Source organism: Rhodobacter sp. 4.3.4, assembly GCF_058724655.1.
On record NZ_CM178967.1, the window covers coordinates 2,489,643 to 2,506,515 of the forward strand.

Genomic DNA, 16,873 nt, shown 5'->3' on the forward strand with positions numbered 1-16,873 from the left:
AAGCGATGGACCCGGTTCTGAGCCGTGCCGCAGCGGTCGGCAGCACCGCCCCTCTGCCCGCCCCCGACCCTGCCGAAGCGCTCTTGCGGGCCTGTCGGGCGGCGGGCGGGACCGATGTCCCGGCCGAGCGATGGGATCGGGAGCTGCGCGCGCTTTGCGCCGCCCCCGAGGCGCAGGACAGCAATCTCTCGGCGATCGGCGATCCGGTGGAGTTCCAGGCGCTCTGGACCGCCACGGGCGCCGAGCAGGTCCGCGCCACGCTGGATCCGGCCCCCGGCGCCCCGGGCGCCGAGCGGCGGGCGCGCGCGGTCGCGGCGGTGCCGGGCCTTTCGCCCGGGCAGCGCGCCCTGCGCGAGGCTGTCGTGGCCGCCCAGCAGGCGCAGGGCGCCCGGTTCGGCGGCTGGATCGGGTTGCGCCCCGGCGGCACCGGCCTGCGGCGCAAGCTTTATCTGGAACTGCCCGGGACCGCGGAAACGCTGGCGGCGCTGCCCTTTGCCCCGCTGTCCCGCCGCCTGCCGGCCGTGCGCGCCCTCACCCCGGTGCTGCTCGGGCTTGATCCGGTGCGGGGCGAGGTCGAGATCTATGCCGCGATCGCGCCGCTGGCGCGGGACGGCCTGGCGCTGCTGCTGGCCGATCTGGACTTGCCGCCGCTGGCGCCCGAGGCCTTGCGGCTGCTCACCGATCTGCGTGACCAAAGCCTGCGCCCGGTGCTGCCGACGCAGGATCAGGGGCTCAGCATTTCCTGGGGCAGCGACGGATCGGCCGAGGCGCTGACCTGGTATGTGCATTGCGATGCGCTTCTGGGTCCGGCGGCCCGGGCGCGCGAGAGCCTTCTGGCCTTTGGCCAGCGCCGCCGCTGGGCGATGTCGCGCTACCGCGCGCTGAGCGCCCCGGTCGCGGGCCGCATCCCCTGGCACGGGCTGGTCGGGCTGACGCTGGCCCGGTCGGGGCTGGCGCTCTCGGTCACCTGCGCGACGCGATGCGAAGCCTGGCAATCATGCGCGCGGTGCTGATCCGCCAGACGGCGCGTGGCGCTTTCCCCTCGGAGGTGGCGGGGATCGGAGACGAGACCTGTTTCGTCACCGCCAACGTGGCTCTGTGTCTTGACCCCGCGGCGCATCGCCCGGCGCTGGAGCGCGCGCTTGATTTTATCGAAACCTGTGAGGATCCGCGCCATCCCGGGGCCTTCGCCTTCTATCCGCCGGGGGGCCAAGGGCCGATGCTGGTGCGCGGCCTGCCGCCCGATGCCGATGACACGGCGCTGGCCTGGCTGGCGCTGCTGCACGGCGGGCGGCGCGGCACCGATCGGGCGCGGGCGGCCTTCGAGGCCAGGATCGCCCCTGCCGCCTGCCTGCTGGTGCCGGGCGGCGCCCCGCCCTGGGTGCGCCGCGGCGCGGTGCGGACCTGGCTGATCGAGCGCGGCCGCGACAATCCGGTCGATCTTGCGGTCAATGCCAATGTGCTGGCGCTGGCCTGCCGTCTGGGTCTGGCCGCGCATCCGGTGGCGCAGGGCGCCGCCGCCTCGCTGGCCGCGGCCGCGGCGGGGGGCTTTGATCCGGCATGCTTCGGCCGTCGGCTGGCGCCCTATTATGCCGATGTGAGCGAATTGTGGTTCGCCGTCCGCCGCGCCGCCGCGCTGGACGACGGCACGCTTGCCCCGGTGCTGGAGCCGGTGCTGGCCTGGCTGGCACCGCGGCTGGGAAGCCGGGCGCTGGCACTCGACAAGCCGCTTTACTGCAACGACCACGGACGGCCGATCTGGCGCGCGCCGGTGCTGCAACAGGCCCGCCGCGCCACCCTCCCGCCCCGCCTGCCCCACACCAATGCCTGCGCTTTCAAACAGACGCCTGCGCTTTCAAACAAGGGAGACCAGCATGACGTTCTTTTCCTCTGCGGCGCTTGAGGCCGCCCCGGTCGGTGCCACCCCGGCGCTGCGGGTCAGCACGAATTACATGGAAACCTTCCTGCCGCTGCAGCCGGTCTCCTCGGGCACCGAGATCCAGACCTATCTGAACACCGCCGGGATGCTCGACATCTACAGCGTCGGCACCAACGGCCGGGTCTATCGCTATCGGCGCACCGATGCGACGCTTGCCCCCTATGAGGAAGCCGATCTGGGGATCCGCGCCAGCCAGCTTTACTTTTTCGACGCCGCGGGCGGGCGCTCCAACACGCCCTCGATCTTCGGGCTCAACAGCGACAGCAAGCTGACGCTGGCCACCTATCAATCCGGCGGCTACGGGCAGCGCAACACCGGCCCGCAAAACGAGGTGATCCGCCACTTTCTGGGCGTGCGCGGCGTGACCGGGCGGATCTACATCAACGTGCGGCTTTCCGACGGGCGGCTGTGCACGAATTACTACGAGCCGCAGACCGACAAATGGGGCGGGCCGGTCTGGGCGCCGGTGATCGGCCCGGACGGCAAGGATGCGGTGATCAAGGACATGGCGATGGCCGCCAACAACCCGGTGCAATCGGCGCTGTTCGCGATCGGCATGGATGACGAGGTGCTGTTCGCCGAGGACAGTTTCCGCACCTCGCGGCTGCGCAAGCTCAACAAGAAGGCCTCGCATATCGCGGCGATCGCCGATTCCGAAAATCTGCTCAACATCCTGGCGGTGGAGCGCGACACCGGCCTTTTGTGGGTGAAGAGGCAGCGCAAGCGGTCGACCTCGGGGATCCAGTTCGACGACTGGGTGCAGGTCGATCCGGGCCAGAGCGGCCGGCTGGGTCGGCTGACGGCGAACCTGCGCCGCGACGGGCTGATCGAGGTCTTCGCGATCAACGAGGCGGGCGATCTGACCTATACCCGCCAGGTCACCAACAGCGCGGGCAAGCTGCAGGGCTGGCGGGTGATCTTTCCGATCGCGCGGGCCATGGAAAACCGGCTCGTCGCCGTCGGACGCACTGCGAACGGCTATTCCGAAGCCTATTCGGTGACCGACGAGAACCAGATCTTCCGGTTCTGGCAGGCCCCCGACACCGAACAATGGTTCTCCGAGGTGCTGGATCTGCCCAAGGCCGAGGACAAGCTGATCTCCGTGCCCACCCATTCGACCGAGATTTTCGTCGTCGATGCCGAGGGGGCGCCGATCTATGACGCGCCCGTCAGCATCAACGCGGCCTTTCTCAACACGCTTTGGGTGAACGGCAAGGCCTATCGCTCGAGCCTGGTCGATCCGGTCAACCTGCGCACCGACGCGAGCGGCAAGGTGGTGATCTTGCAGCGCGCCAATGCGCTGGCGGGGGCGACGCTGCTGATTTCGACGCCCAGCACCGGCGCGGGCCAGCCGATCATCGTGCAGCCGAATGCCCAGCTGCAGGCGAAGATGGCGCAGACCACAAAGGACGACGTGCTGAAAGCCACCGACAGCGCCGGGACGCTGCTGCTGCCCGCCGACACCAAGGACCGCGCGCGCGTGGCCGAAAGCATCGCCGAGGTCACCCGGCAATCGATGCGGATCGCGCAGGCGGATGAAACCGCGCGGGCGGTCCAGTACAAATTCGCCGCGCCGCAGGCGCTGCGCCACAGCCTGCAGGCAGATTTCCGGTCGCTTGGCACGGTGTCCTGGGAGATCGATTTCGGCTCTGGCGTGCCGATCTATCGCAGCCTGGACAGCAGCGACATCGCCGCCTTCCGCAGCGCCCATGCGCCGCAGCTGGACGCCGGGGGGTCGTTCCTCGGCATCGACTGGGGCTCGGTCTGGCGCGGCATCCGCGACGGTGTCGAATGGCTGATCAACGGGCTGGAAAAGATCGTCGTGACGATCGTCGACGGCATCGCGAATGTGCTGTTCAAGATCGCGGGCCAGGTCTTTCAGGCGGTGATCAAATTCGCGCAGCAGGCGCTCGATTTCATCGAAGGGGTCTGGAACTGGCTCAAGGTGAAGCTGGAACAGCTTTACCAATGGCTGGCCTTCCTGTTCGATTTCAAGGACTTCGCCCGCACGGCCGAGGGGATCAAGCACAGTGTCGGGGTGACGCTCGATTTCACCGCCGATGCGGTCCATGCGCTGCGCGGCCGGGTCGAGGAAGGGTTCGACTTTCTCAAGGCCGGGCTGGACGGCATCGTCAACAACCTGATCCTGACCCTGAACCGCGAGGGCGACCCGACGATGGGCGCCTATTTCGACCAGGAGGAGCCCAGCGAGGCGGAACAGCATGCCTCCGATCACAACATCTTTCTCAACGCCTTCCGCGAGAACGAGACCGGGCTGACGGTCAAGGCGGACGGCGCCGCGATCCTGCGCGCCACCACCGCGCTGTCCGATCCGCTGCAGGATCTGTTCGCGCGGATGAAGTCCTTTTCCGACAATTTCCAGTTCGGCGACGGCAAACAGGCGCTGGACGAGGCCTTCGGCTATTTCAACAACATCGGCAACGAACCCGGGCGGGCGGCGCAGCTGTTGCTGAGCGGTCTGGTGAAGGCGCTGGAGGCGGCGGCGCTGTTCGCGCTTGATGCGGCCGAGGGCATCGTGCTGACGCTGTTCGATCTGGTCGAGGATCTGATCCGGCTGGTCAAGCTGGCGCTGTTTCAGGAATGGGAAATCCCGATCCTGTCGCAGCTTTACCAGCTGTTCACCGGCGACCGGCTGACGCTGACGCCGATCGATGTCGTGGCCTGGATCGCGGCGATTCCGATGACGATCACCAGCAAGCTTGTCCTGGGCCGGGCGCCCTGGACGGCGGAGCAGCTGGCCCGCTTCAAGGCGAGCTTCACCGTGGAGATGCTGAAGGACCGGCTGGGGATGAGCCGCGCCAAGGCGCTGACGGCGGCCGAGGCCAACGGCTGGACGCCGGAATGGCGCGAGAATTTCCTGACCGGCTATTGCGTCGTGATGGCGTTCCGCTCGTTGCTCGATCCCAGTTCGGCGCTGGCGAATGCCTCGGGCGCGGGGCTTGGCCCGGCCGGAATCGTGCCCGCGGCGGCGGGGCTTTTGTCGACGATCTTCACCATGCCCTGGGCGCTGTCGCCGCTGGCCGGGGCACCGAACTGCCAGCCCGGCGATCCGGGTTTCGGCGTGACGATCTGGATCTGCCAGATCCTGTGCGGCCCGGGGCGCGGGATCGCGCTGCATTATCAGCCCTGGATCACCGGCGAGGCGAAGATCACCACCGCCGAATTGACCCAGACCGCCTGGGGGGTGGCCTATCTGATCATGCTCTCGGTCAATTTCGCCAATCAGGAGCAGACGACGCGCAACAAGCTGGCGTTCAGTCGCGGCATCCTGAACCTGGTTCCCGGCCAGGCGCTGCGGTTCCTGGCGATCCCGGCACTGAACAAGGGCACCTACATGATCCCGGCGGCGATCCTGGGCGTGCTGAGCTTCCTGTCCTGCTGGGGCTCGCTTGGCGTGGCCATCGCAGAGATCCATCTGAAGGATCAGGCGCAGGCCTGACCGCGCATCCTGCCGGTCCCGAACCGGACCGGCAGGCCCGGCGCGGGGCGGAAAGCCAGGCAGGGCCGCGGTCAGGCGGAGACATGGCCCTGCGACATTTTTTCACCGCCCCGGCAAAAAGGCACGCCCCGGGCGGTTGCCCCGGTGTGACGAAGCGGGCAAGGTGGCGCCCGTACCGCCCCTGCCCCGAACGGACCGATGCTGCCCGCCGAAGACCCCGAAACCGCGCCCCGCGCGCTGCGCGAAACCGGCTTGCTCCTGGTGCAGATCCGCTGGATGGCGATCGGGGCGCAGATCGTCGCGACGCTCTTTGCCGCCCGCGTTCTCGGCCTGCCGCTGCCGCTGGAGCGGATGGCGCTGATCATCGCCGGGCTGGTCGGTTTCAACCTGATCATCGCGGCGGCGCTGCGTCGCGACCGGCGTCCGCCCGATGCGGTGCTGGCGGCGCAGCTGGGCATCGACACGCTGTCGCTGGCGGCGCTGCTCGCGCTTTCGGGCGGGGCGGCCAATCCTTTCGTTGTGCTGTTGCTGGTGCCGCTGCTGCTCGCGCTGTCGCTGTGCGCCCCGGCGGCGGCGCTGCCGATCTATCTGCTGTCGAACCTTTCGGTCTGGGCGCTGGTGACGCTGGTGCCCGCGCCCGCGGGCGGTCCGGCAACCGCGCTTGTGCCGGCTTTCGGGCTGACCTCGACGCTGATGGCCTGGTTCGTGCTGCGCCTGCGGCTCGCGGCAGAGGCGCGCGCGGCGGCGATCGAGGCGCTGCGCAAGTCCAAGGCCGAGGCCGATCAGCTGGCGGGGCTTGGCCTTTTGGCCTCGGGGATGGCGCATGAGCTGGGCACGCCGCTGACCACGCTTGCGGTCACGCTGGACGACTGGGCCGAGGTCGGCCCGCCCGAAGGCCCGGCGGCGCAAGCCGAGCTGGACCGGATGATCGCGCAGCTGCACCGCTGCCGGGCGATCGTCTCGCGCACCTTGCAGGCGGCGGGGCGGGAACGTCTGGAGACCGCCGCCGCCGTGCCCGCCGAAGCCGAAATCCGGCGCATCCTGGCGCTCTGGAGCGGCGCGCGGGGCCGGTCGCGGGTGCCGGTGGTGGCCAGCGCCAGCCTGCGCGGGGCGCGGATGCTCTCGGCCCCGGTGCTGGAGGCGGCGCTGATCAACCTGCTCGACAATGCCGAAAGCGCCGCCCCGGGCACGGTCGCGGCCGAGCTCTCGGGCCGCGGCGGGCAGATGATCCTGCGCCTGACCGACCGCGGCCCGGGCTTTCCCGATTTCGTCCTGACCGGCCCGGCCGCGCCTTTCGTGACCGGATCGGGGGCGCCGGGGCGCGGCCTCGGGCTGTTTCTCGCCCGCAATGCCATCGACCGTCTGGGCGGGCGGATGGAGCTGCGCAACACCGCCACCGGCGCCGAGGTGCGGATCGCCTTTCCGCTGCTCGCCCCCGCCACGCCCCAAGAGACGCCGCATGACTGAGCCCCGCCGCCTGCTGATCGTCGAGGATGACCCGCATCTGGCCGAAACCCTTGCCAGCGCCTTCACCCGGCGCGGCTATGCGGTGCACACCGCCCCGCGCGAGGAGATGGCGATCACCCTTGCCCGCCGCCTGCGGCCAAGCCATGCGCTCGTCGATCTGAAACTGGCCGAGGGCTCGGGGCTGGGCGTTGTCAAGGCGCTGGCCGCGCTGGATCCGCCACCCGCGATCGTGGTGCTGACGGGCTTTGCCGCGGTGGCGACGGCGGTCGAGGCGATCAAGCTTGGTGCAACGCAATATCTGGCGAAACCCGCCACCGCCCGCGAGATCGAGGCCGCCTTTTCGCATCGCGCGGGCATGGCGATGCCGGAAATCGAGGCGCCGCAGGTCGGCGTGAAGGCGCAGGAATGGGAGCTGATCCAGCGCACCCTGGCCGAGACCGGTTTCAACGTCTCGGAAACCGCCCGCCGCCTCGGCATGCACCGCCGCACCCTTGCCCGCAAGCTTGCCGCGCGCAAGGCCGCGGGCGAAGACCTTGGCGCGATGATCGATTTCGAGGACTGACCGGCGGTGCGGCGCTAGCGGCGGCGCAGGCATTCCCTCTGGTGACGGCGCAGCAGTTCGACCAGCCTGCGCGCCGAAATCCGGCCGTCACGCTTCAGTTCGACGATCACGCATTCGGTCTCGTCCAATGCCCCGGTCTGATCCTTGAGCCGCACGAGCATGCCCACCGCATCCTCGCCAATCGCCTTGTTCATGTCGAGTTTCGTGATCCGCGCAAAACGCGCAACAAGGTCGGCCACCGCAGGCCTTGGCTTATTCATTTGCACCCCATCACCTGAACTGAACCGTTTCGCTCTATTGCGAGCGGACCCTAAAGCGGCGGCCAACATCCTGTCCAGAATGAGAATTTCAGATCATCTGCGACAGAACGTCCGCCCGTCCAAAAGGCAGGACTGCGGTCGAAACCGTGCCGATCCCCTGCCGGGGCAAGCTTGCGGAGGCAAGATCGGCACGCATTTCGGGGGGGGGGGGCTCAGACGGCGGCGGCAGCTTTCCCGGCCCGCTTGCGGGGGTATCCAGCGCGCCAAGGCAGATGACAGCATTGAGATCGAAGGCAGCGCGAGCTACAGCATCATCGGTGACACCACGCCCAGCACCTTTTACGAGGCGCTGAACGGCAAGATGATGGCAGACGGGTTTCTGTCGCGGTTCGTTGTCATTGAATACCACGGCCAGCGCCCGCCGCTGAACGAGAGCCGCCAACCCTTTCACCCTGACGCCGTGCGGTGGTTCTGTAACATCGTTGGGCAAGCGGTTCAGCGGTTTGCACGTGAGCCGCAGCTTGTCCCGCCCGACGCGGATGCCTTGCAGCGCTTGCGGGACTTCGACCGGCAATGCGACCAGAACCTGAACGCGACCGAGAACGAGGCGCGACGGCAAATGTGGAACCGGGCGCACCTGAACGCGCTCAAGGTCGCGACGCTGCTGGCCGTTGCTGACAGCTACGGCACCAGAGAGCCAGTGGTGACGGCGGCACACGCGGATTGGGCTATCGCGCTCATCATGCGGAATATCGCCAACATGCAGACCCGTCTTGACGGCGGCGACGTGGGCGAGGGCGACGGGGCGCGGGAACGCAAGCTCGCGGCGGTGCTGCGCCACTACATGCTCAACCCCCTTGCCGCGTCCTACAAGATCCCCGAGGCCATGCGGCAGGCCAGCATTGTGCCAGTGAGCTACCTGCTGAACCGAACCGCGCAGCACGCGGCCTTCTATACCCACAAGCTCGGGTCCAACTGGGCGCTGCGTGACGCGCTGCGGTCCATGGTTGAAGCCGGGTATCTCATGGAGGTGAAAAAGGACGCGACGATTGAGGCCTATAGTTACCACGGGCAGGCCTACCGCGTGGTGCGGCTCCCGAACTATGACGAGAGCGGCTTGTAGGTGTTGAACCGAGATTATAGCGCGCGGCAGAAGTGATGCCTTTTGCCGCGCATCCAAGATTTGTGCAAATCCCGCTGATTATAGCAGCAACCACAGCATTACAGGGACTTAGCTACTGCTTTAATATTTTAATACGTTTAATCTTTTGCTTGCTGTAGCGCTATAAGGGGCTGCTTTGGGGCCTCTGCCGCAGGATTAACGTATTATTGAATAACTTGCATCTAGTAGGTCGACCGTTTGGTTTGCGGTCAATGGCAGGCGGGCGGCAAGCGCTTGGACATGCTTGCGCTTGGCCCGTGGTCATACAGATCGAAAAGAGCTGCATAAATTCCCGCCCAACCATGATCGAGTGTAACCTCAAAAATACCCCAAGTTGCCCTCACTTGAACCGCTCAAAGAGGCTTGGAAAGCGCTCAGGGATAACTTCAATCACTTGTGTCCCTTGCCGTTCATAATACTTGCCATTAAAGAGTGTTGGGTTGTTCTGGCCTTCGACCTCCAAAACAAAAGCTGTCTTGTCAAAGTAGCTCACGCACTTGATTCTGGCATTGATATATGACTTGAGTGGCTCGGAAAGGGATGAGGCGGCAACTCTGTCGGAAACTTGCTGGAACAACTGGTCAAGGTTCTTGCCGAGGTGCTTTGCTTCATGCTCTACGCCCGTGATGTAGAAGCCATTGTATTGCAGGGATTTGACCCCAAAAAGTTGCTCCACTCGAAGTGCTGTTGCAGCCTTTTCAGCCACACCGATAACAACGTAACCCCGATGTCCTTTCCCAAGGTTGGCTATTGCTGCGCAGGTCTCCAGTATCTTGTTGAAAGAACTATCATCAAAAGCTGGTTTATCAGAAAGTTCCAAGAAGCCCTGCTTGAAGTCGTATGCAGGCTGTTCCGTCTTTGAATTAGTCAAGAGGTTCTGCAATTTTGTAACCCAATGCACTTTTGCCGGGTCCGGGTTCTTATCTTCTTCAAAGTATTGCTGAATCATTCCGACAACGGCTTTCACCGCGTCGGCTCTGTTGTCCGCGCCCCATCTGCCGCCCTCTTGAATGACGATGTTTTTGCCTCTGTTGGTAAGCCCTGCAATGGTGCCGGCGCGATCGGAAATTGCAAGTCCCTTCTTAACAACTAGTTCGTGGATAGCCAGAAATACTGCCTGAAAATACCTTGGGATGGGGTTATTTGCATTGTCGCCAGGGAACAATAGTGAAGAAAATGTGGTCTGAGCTTGGTCAAGGATCATGACAAGTGTGTCGTGCGTCCTTTGGAAGTCGAGGTCAACTAGGTCGGGGTTTCTTTTTCTTACAGCTTGATCAATAGCTTGAAATCTCTCAAGATGCGCCCCAGTCATCGGAAAGCTAGCTGCGTAGTAGTCGTCCAAGAGTTCGGTTCTAGACGCGGTTGGTTCGTCCGAGACCATATAAGCGACTAGGTCAGCAACAAGCTCTTCGTCGCGGCTTTGCCTTAGCAGGGTGCTGAAGAAGTCGCCTTTGCGGAACAGTTTTCTTTCGGCGCAACCTGCTGGGTTTGGTTTCGGCTCGATCGACGCTGGCGATCTACATGCCTGGCGCGGTTTCCCAGCATCAGGCTGCGAGCAGCCGGGGCAGTCGGGCGAGGTTGTTTGCGGCCATGGTGAGGATGAAGCGGGAACGCACCCGTTCGACGCCGCGATAAACGGTCTGGGCCATGCCGCCGACGGTTTTGGCCCAGCCGAAAGCCTCTTCGATCCGTTTGCGGTTTTTGATCGACAGGGCGTAACCCTCGTGCCGGGTCGTGCGGCCGTCGATCGCCGAGTATCGGGATTTCTGCGCGACATGCGGGGTCACACAGGCTTGCCGCAGGTCGGCGACGAACTCGGCGGCGTCGAAGCCCTTGTCCGCTCCCAGCGTCAATCGTAAGCACCCGGTTGTGGCCGCCTTCTGATGCTGCCTGTTTCAGCCTAACCACCCGTCGTTATTGACGTCGTTAGCGACGTCGTCTGTGGCGGATGGGATCATGCGGCAAGAGATTTTGACGGGGGTTGAGCGGCGGCGGCGCTGGTCGGATGCGGAGAAGCGGTCGATCCTCGCGGAGGTTGGCGTGGATGGGGCGCGGGTTGCGGATGTCGTGCGCCGTCACGACCTGACCCGGCAGCACATCTATCAATGGCGGGCGGAGTTCCGGCGGCGGGGCGAAAGCTTGACGGAGGAGACCGCGTTCCTGCCGGTGGAGCTGACGACCGAGAAGACGGTCACGCCCGCCGTCACACCCTCGCCGGTCGAGATCGTGCTGATGAACGGTCGGCGCCTGCGCGGGATCGAGGGGCTGTCGGCATCAGGGCTCGCGCAGCTGATCCGGGTTCTGGAAGGCGCATGATCGGGCCGGGGAACGGCGTGCGCGTTTTTCTTGCCGCCGGCACGACAGACATGCGGTGCGGGATTGCCGGGCTCTGCGCGCGGGCAAAGAAGGTGTTGGGCGAGGATCCGGCGGGTGGGGCGCTCTTGGTGTTCAGAGGGCGCATGGGCGACCGGCTGAAGATCCTGCACTGGGATGGGCAGGGCTTTTGCCTTTATTACAAGGTGCTCGAGCGCGGCCATTTCCCTTGGCCCAAGGCCACCGAGGGTAAAGTTGCACTGACCCCGGCGCAGATGGCGATGCTCTGGGAAGGCATAGACTGGCGCCAACCACGCTGGACGAGCGCGCCGACGCGGATGTGAGTCAAAGCGCCGCTTAGCCCTTGTTTTGTTGAGATTACGGGCTGCAGCATGGTACCTTTGGCCATGTCGCTCACCGCCGCTTCCCTGCCGGATGACCCCGCCGCCCTGAAGGAGATGATCCTTCAGCTGCAGGCCAGCCTGCGCGCGCATGACCTGCTGGTGCAGTCGCTGCGAATGCGGATCGCGCGGCTGCGGCGGCAGGCTTTCGGCAAGGGCTCCGAGAAGGTCGCCCGCGAGATCGAGCAGCTGGAGTTCGCGCTCGAGAGCCTGCAGGTGGCCGAGGCCGAGGTTGCGCCACCGCCCGAGCAGGACAGCGTCGAGACCGCGCCGGTCTGCAGCACGTCAGACGACCAAGGCGACGCCGAAGCCTCGGAGAAGGCGCCGCGCCGACGCCCGCGGGTGTCGCCCGACACGCCGCGCGAGCGCCGCGAGCTCGATCCCGGCGAGACCTGTCCGGAATGCGGCGGCGCCCTGCGCCTCGTCGGCGAGGATGTGAGCCAGATCCTCGAGATGATCACGGCCCGGCTGAAGCTGATCGAGGTGGCGCGGCCGAAGAAGTCCTGCCGGTGCTGCGAGAAGATGGTGCAATGCCCGGCGCCGACCCGGCCGATCCCTGGCAGCCTTGCTGGTCCGAGCCTGCTCGCCTTCATCCTCGTCGCCAAATACGACGACCACCTTCCGCTCTATCGCCTGAACGAGATCTTTGCCCGGATGGGCGCTGACATCCCCGACACCACGCTTGCCGGCTGGTGCGGCGGCGCGATGCGGACGCTGGCGCCGCTGGTCGAGCTGATCCGCAAGGATGTTCTGGCCTCGGACCTGCTGCATGCCGACGACACGCCGATCCGGGTGCTCGACCGCGCGAAGAAGGGCGAGCTTGGCAAGGGCGTGAAAGAGGGGCGGATCTGGGCCTATGTGCGTGACCAGCGGCCCTGGTCGGGAGCCGCGCCCCCGGCGGTGGCCTATCACTTCTCACCCGATCGCAAGGGCGAGCACCCGCAGAAACACCTCGGGGCGGGCAAGGGGATCCTGCAGGCCGATGCTTACGCGGGCTTCAGGGATCTCTATCTGGCAGAGGGAAATGGCGAGGCCAGGTTCCAGGAGGCCGCCTGTTGGGCGCATCTGCGCAGGGCCTTTTTTGACGTCGAGAAGGAGACCGGCTCGGAGATCGCCCGCGAGGCGCTGGAACGGATCGGTGCGCTTTATGACATCGAAGCGCAGATCAACGGCCGCAGTGCCGACGAGCGCCACGCTGTCCGGCAGGCGCACAGCCGCCCGAAGGTCGAGGCGTTCAAGGCCTGGGCGGAGGAGAACCTCGACTATATCTCGGGCAAGAGCGATCTGGCGAAGGCGTTCCGCTACGCCCTGAACCGCTGGGACGCCTTTTGCCTCTTTCTCGAGGATGGGCGCGTGGCCATTGACAACAATCCGGCCGAGCGCGCCATGCGCCCGATCGGCGTCGGGCGGAAGAACTGGCTTTTTGCGGGCAATGACGCCGGGGGCGAAACCCTGGCGCGCGCGATGACCCTGATCGAGAGCGCGAAACTGAGCGGTCTCGACCCGCAGGCCTATCTGGCCGACGTGCTGGCGCGCATCAACGACCACATCAACCCGCGGCTTTACGAACTGCTCCCCTGGAATTGGAAGCCCCTGCCAGCCGGTGACACCAAGATCGCCGCCTGATCGGCGCAGATCTCGTTGACGTCGCTAACGACGCCAATAACGACGTCGTATCAGGCACCCCAGATATCGCCCGAACGCGCAAGGGCGGCCACAATCGAGCGGTTACCGTCAATCGCCGGGTCGATCCGGGGGAATTTCGATGGATCATGTCCAGCGCGGCGCGCCGTTCGGCATGGCCATCCGCCTGGGTCAGGTCGCCCTGCACGATGAGCCCGTTCCGGTTCTCCATCAGGGCATGGCCGATGAAGCAGAGCATGGCGCCGGTGCCGGGGGATTTCTTGTAAAGGCGCGCATCGGGGTCGGTGGTCGAGGCATGGGTGGCATTGGACCGCTTCTCGCCCCGGAAATCGACTTCGGCATTGCGGTTCTGGCGGTGGTCGCGGTGCATCGGGGCGGCCTCGGGCTCGGTGGGTTGGTCTGCTTCTTCGATGGCTGTGTCGGGGGCTGTGTCGGGGGCGGTGTCGGGTCCGGTCGGGCTGCCCGGATCGTCGTCGGGCGGCGTGTCGTCCGCCTTGGGCTGGAAGCTCTTCATCGACGCCCAAGCCTTGATCAGCGTGCCGTCGACCGAGAAATGGTCGTCCGACAACAGCGGCGCGACCTCGCGATGCGCCAGGATCGCCGCCATCACCTTGCGCGACATCTCGGTCGTCAGCAGGCGGTCGCGGTTCTTGGTGAAGACGGTCGGCACCCACACGGCGTCGTCAATCCCGAGACCGACGAACCAGCGGAACAGCAGGTTATACTGCATCTGTCCCATCAACTGACGCTCGGAGCGGATCGAGAACAGGATCTGGGTCAGGCTGGCCCGGATCAGCCGTTCCGGCGGGATCGAAGGGCGGCCGAAATCGGTGTAAAGCGCATCGAACTCGCCATCCAGGCTCGCCAACGCCTCGTTCACCACCTGCCTGATCTTGCGCAACGGATGCCGCGCGGGGATGCGAGCCTCAAGATCGACATAGCTGAACAGCGACCCGCTCGTCTCGTCCGTCCCCCGCATCTTTGCCCCCTACGTTACCGTGCCGAGGGTGAATCATGTTCCTCAAACCGGGCCAAGGGCCGACTTCTTCAGCAGCCTGCTAACGAATAATAGCGAAGAACTCAGGTTTGGTTCGGCGTTGGTTCAGTGTGCCGCTATCCGCGCCCCAAAGATCTGCTTGCGTTATGATCCGCGTTACGCGCGTGTTATGCGGGTGCATCGCATTTCGTAACGCGATATTTCCTTCAATAACATAGAGTTGCTCGCGATATGTTTTGCGTTACGCATATTCTCTCTATCGGGGCTTTTATTGCATTTTTTATCCTGTACTGATTTTCTGTTTTTTGGAAATAATTCAATTCTCAAAACAGCATAACATCCATAACAGATCGTTGAAACAAAAAGGATTTCACGCGTTACGCTTGGGATGTGCCTTCATAACGGGCCATAACATCGGCGCACTTCAGGGAGTGGTCGAGTGACGGGTACCTTGGCTTGCGTCGCACCCTGTGGACGCTTGCGGTGCGCGCGCTGCAAGGGGGCTGGGGGAGTGTTGCGCGTTCGATGCGGGGACGTGTCGCGTTCGCGGGCATCGTGCGCTGTGACGTGGTTTTACGCGCGTGTCGTGTGGCGTCGTGTGTCGCGTGTCGTCTGCGCGTCAGCCCCCACGTTATCCAGGTGTCAGCCCCGCCCGTCTGATTCCGTGGTTCATCATGTCTGACCCTGCGTCTGCTCGGGGCCGTCATCGGTCATGCAGCATGATACTTGACTAGATGATTATGTGACTGGGTGCGGAGATGGTGGGAAGATGCCCCCCTAGGTAGGTGGGGGGTGGGGGGGGGCAAGGCAGGGGGGCTTAACAGGCCGCTGAAATAGTCGGCCTCGACCGCGGATGCAGAACATGATTCACCCCTTCCCATAGCGAAGGGGGATCACGATGCGGGGCACGGACGAGACGAGCGGGTCGCTTTTCAGCTATGTCGACCTCGAGGATCGCATCCCGGCCAGGCATCCGCTGCGCAAGATCCGGCAGGTGGTCAATGATGCGCTGGCCAGCCTCGATGCTGATTTCGAAGGGCTTTACATCCGCTTCGGCCGCCCCTCGATCGCGCCGGAACGGCTGATCCGGGCGAGCCTTCTGCAGATCCTGTTTTCGATCCGCTCCGAGCGCCAGCTGATGGAGCAGATGGATTACAACCTGTTGTTTCGCTGGTTCGTCGGGCTGGGGATCGACGATCAGGTTTGGGTGCCGACGGTTTTCACGAAGAACCGCGACCGGCTGATGAATACCGAGATGTCGCGCAAGATAATGGCCGCGATCCTGGCGCATCGCGAGGTGGCGCCGCTCCTGTCGGACGAGCATTTCTCGGTCGATGGCACGCTGGTGAAGGCTTGGGCGTCGATGAAAAGCTTTCAGCCGAAGGCGCCGCCGCCCGAGGCCGAGGATCCCGATGATGATCCGGGTGACGAGGATCCCGGCGCGCCGCCGCCGCCAAGCCCCGCCCCCGACGCGACCGAAGCAAAGCCCGATCCGATGCCCCGCAGCCGCCGCCAGAACCGCAATGCCGAGGTCGACTTCCGGGGCGAGAAACGCTCGAATGCGACGCATGCCTCGACCACCGATCCCGAGGCGCGGCTTTACAAGAAATCCCCCGGCACCGGCGCGATGCTGTGCTTCATCGGCCATGCGCTGATGGAGAACCGCTCCGGCCTGATCGTGCAGGGCGAGCTGACCCGCGCCGATGGCCACGCCGAACGGCAAGCCGCGCTCGACATGATCCACCGACATTCGCCGGGGTCAACCCGGCGCCTGACGCTGGGCGCCGACAAAGGTTATGACGCCGCCGAATTCATCCGAGATCTGCGCAGGGCCTGCGTCACGCCCCATGTCGCGCAAAAGGCCCGACATTCCGCCATCGACCGCCGCACCACCCGCCACGACGGCTACGCCCTTTCCCTCAAGCATCGAAAGCGGATCGAAGAGGCTTTCGGCTGGGCCAAGACGGTCGGAGGGATGGCGCAGACGATGTATCGCGGCATCGAACGGGTGCAGTCGCGGTTCATCCTGACGATGGCCGCCAACAATCTGGCAAGACTGCCCAGGCTGCTCGCCGCCTGAGGACGAAGAGCAGTGGACCGGCGGGCGCTCAAGCCCAGAACTCGTACGAAAACGGGAAGTCCTTCTCGTCTGCCGACTATTTCAGCGGCCTGTTAACGATCTACACTTGCGCCAAATTTTCGGTCGGGATTTCGCTCGATGTGGGATTGTGCAGTCAGATCAGTGCTTTGCGGGTTGTCTGCGAGCCTGACGCGCGCCACTGTGGAAATCGCAAAATGTCTGCTATATGTCTGACAGTCGCAAATGCGATACGAGGAAGCGTTGCCGCTTCCCCTGTAACTCGTTGAAATCTTTGAGGATTTCTGGCTCCGGCGGTAGGGATCGAACCTACGACCAATTGATTAACAGTCAACTGCTCTACCGCTGAGCTACGCCGGAACATGTGGGGGTGTATAGCGGCGGCTGAATCGGGGTGCAAGGGGGGGGCAACGTTTTTTTCCCACCCCGAAACTTGCCTCCGCAACCGCCCCTCCCGTCGGCGTCGGGGCGAAAACGGGCGGTTCCAGCCTTATTACGCAGGGCGACAGGGCCGTCGGACCTGCCCCCAGCCGCCTGCCCGCAACGCCAGATCGAAAACGGCGACGCCAC

General features: G+C 64.9%; 12 protein-coding genes, 1 tRNA gene and 2 pseudogenes. 10 read left to right on the forward strand and 5 right to left on the reverse strand.

What is annotated here, in order from left to right:
- The first annotated feature begins 5 nt into the window (after nt 1-5).
- The 5 genes from AC4PTB_RS12165 to AC4PTB_RS12185 all read left to right on the forward strand — a co-directional run bounded on the left by AC4PTB_RS12165 (nt 6) and on the right by AC4PTB_RS12185 (nt 7,428).
- The gene (locus AC4PTB_RS12165) at nt 6-1,013 is read left to right on the forward strand and encodes a hypothetical protein (RefSeq protein WP_492190206.1); all 1,008 of its coding nucleotides are present in this window, start codon (nt 6-8) and stop codon (nt 1,011-1,013) included.
- A complete protein-coding gene (locus AC4PTB_RS12170) occupies nt 980-1,903 on the forward strand; it encodes a hypothetical protein (protein ID WP_492190207.1) in 924 nt (307 codons plus the stop codon). The genes AC4PTB_RS12165 and AC4PTB_RS12170 overlap by 34 nt, the downstream gene beginning before the upstream one ends.
- Nucleotides 1,875-5,399 (forward strand): PLL family lectin, encoded by a 3,525-nt coding sequence (locus AC4PTB_RS12175; RefSeq protein WP_492190208.1) that lies wholly within the window; start codon nt 1,875-1,877, stop codon nt 5,397-5,399. Before AC4PTB_RS12170 ends, AC4PTB_RS12175 begins: the two co-directional genes overlap by 29 nt.
- Before the next feature lie 198 nt (nt 5,400-5,597).
- Nucleotides 5,598-6,866 carry a sensor histidine kinase gene (locus AC4PTB_RS12180; RefSeq protein ID WP_492190209.1) on the forward strand — a complete coding sequence of 423 codons (1,269 nt, stop codon included), beginning with the start codon at nt 5,598-5,600 and terminating at the stop codon, nt 6,864-6,866.
- Complete coding sequence (locus AC4PTB_RS12185; protein WP_492190210.1) at nt 6,859-7,428, forward strand: response regulator transcription factor; 570 nt, start codon at nt 6,859-6,861, stop codon at nt 7,426-7,428. Before AC4PTB_RS12180 ends, AC4PTB_RS12185 begins: the two co-directional genes overlap by 8 nt.
- 14 nt (nt 7,429-7,442) lie before the next feature.
- On the opposite strand, the gene AC4PTB_RS12190 is transcribed toward AC4PTB_RS12185, so the two are convergent.
- Nucleotides 7,443-7,667, reverse strand: coding sequence for a hypothetical protein (locus tag AC4PTB_RS12190; protein WP_492190211.1), 225 nt, complete (start codon nt 7,665-7,667; stop codon nt 7,443-7,445).
- Nucleotides 7,668-7,767: 100 nt separating this feature from the next.
- Here AC4PTB_RS12190 and AC4PTB_RS12195 point away from each other — a divergent pair, with 100 nt between their 5' ends.
- Complete coding sequence (locus tag AC4PTB_RS12195) at nt 7,768-8,811, forward strand: YfjI family protein (protein WP_492190212.1); 1,044 nt, start codon at nt 7,768-7,770, stop codon at nt 8,809-8,811.
- 379 nt (nt 8,812-9,190) lie between these two features.
- Here AC4PTB_RS12195 and AC4PTB_RS12200 read toward each other — a convergent pair whose 3' ends face one another.
- Both AC4PTB_RS12200 and AC4PTB_RS12205 read right to left on the reverse strand, forming a co-directional pair.
- Complete coding sequence (locus tag AC4PTB_RS12200; RefSeq protein WP_492190213.1) at nt 9,191-10,192, reverse strand: hypothetical protein; 1,002 nt, start codon at nt 10,190-10,192, stop codon at nt 9,191-9,193.
- 202 nt (nt 10,193-10,394) lie between these two features.
- Nucleotides 10,395-10,706, reverse strand: a pseudogene (locus AC4PTB_RS12205) (transposase); the annotation flags it as partial.
- 100 nt (nt 10,707-10,806) lie between these two features.
- On the opposite strand from AC4PTB_RS12205, the gene tnpA reads away from it, so the two are divergent.
- The 3 genes from tnpA to tnpC all read left to right on the forward strand — a co-directional run bounded on the left by tnpA (nt 10,807) and on the right by tnpC (nt 13,190).
- The gene (tnpA, locus tag AC4PTB_RS12210; protein WP_492189685.1) at nt 10,807-11,166 is read left to right on the forward strand and encodes an IS66-like element accessory protein TnpA; all 360 of its coding nucleotides are present in this window, start codon (nt 10,807-10,809) and stop codon (nt 11,164-11,166) included.
- On the forward strand, nt 11,163-11,507 hold the full coding sequence (gene tnpB / locus AC4PTB_RS12215; RefSeq protein WP_023921643.1) for an IS66 family insertion sequence element accessory protein TnpB: 345 nt from the start codon (nt 11,163-11,165) through the stop codon (nt 11,505-11,507). Before tnpA ends, tnpB begins: the two co-directional genes overlap by 4 nt.
- A 63-nt stretch (nt 11,508-11,570) precedes the next feature.
- On the forward strand, nt 11,571-13,190 hold the full coding sequence (tnpC, locus tag AC4PTB_RS12220) for an IS66 family transposase (RefSeq protein ID WP_492189686.1): 1,620 nt from the start codon (nt 11,571-11,573) through the stop codon (nt 13,188-13,190).
- A gap of 97 nt (nt 13,191-13,287) precedes the next feature.
- Here the strand turns inward: tnpC and AC4PTB_RS12225 are convergent.
- Nucleotides 13,288-14,187 (reverse strand): annotated as a pseudogene (locus AC4PTB_RS12225) (IS5 family transposase); the annotation flags it as partial.
- Between the two features lie 916 nt (nt 14,188-15,103).
- On the opposite strand from AC4PTB_RS12225, the gene AC4PTB_RS12230 reads away from it, so the two are divergent.
- Nucleotides 15,104-16,285 carry an IS5 family transposase gene (locus tag AC4PTB_RS12230; protein WP_492190214.1) on the forward strand — a complete coding sequence of 394 codons (1,182 nt, stop codon included), beginning with the start codon at nt 15,104-15,106 and terminating at the stop codon, nt 16,283-16,285.
- A 303-nt stretch (nt 16,286-16,588) separates the two neighbouring features.
- On the opposite strand, the gene AC4PTB_RS12235 is transcribed toward AC4PTB_RS12230, so the two are convergent.
- Nucleotides 16,589-16,663 (reverse strand) — tRNA-Asn (locus AC4PTB_RS12235).
- Nucleotides 16,664-16,873 lie beyond the last annotated feature (210 nt).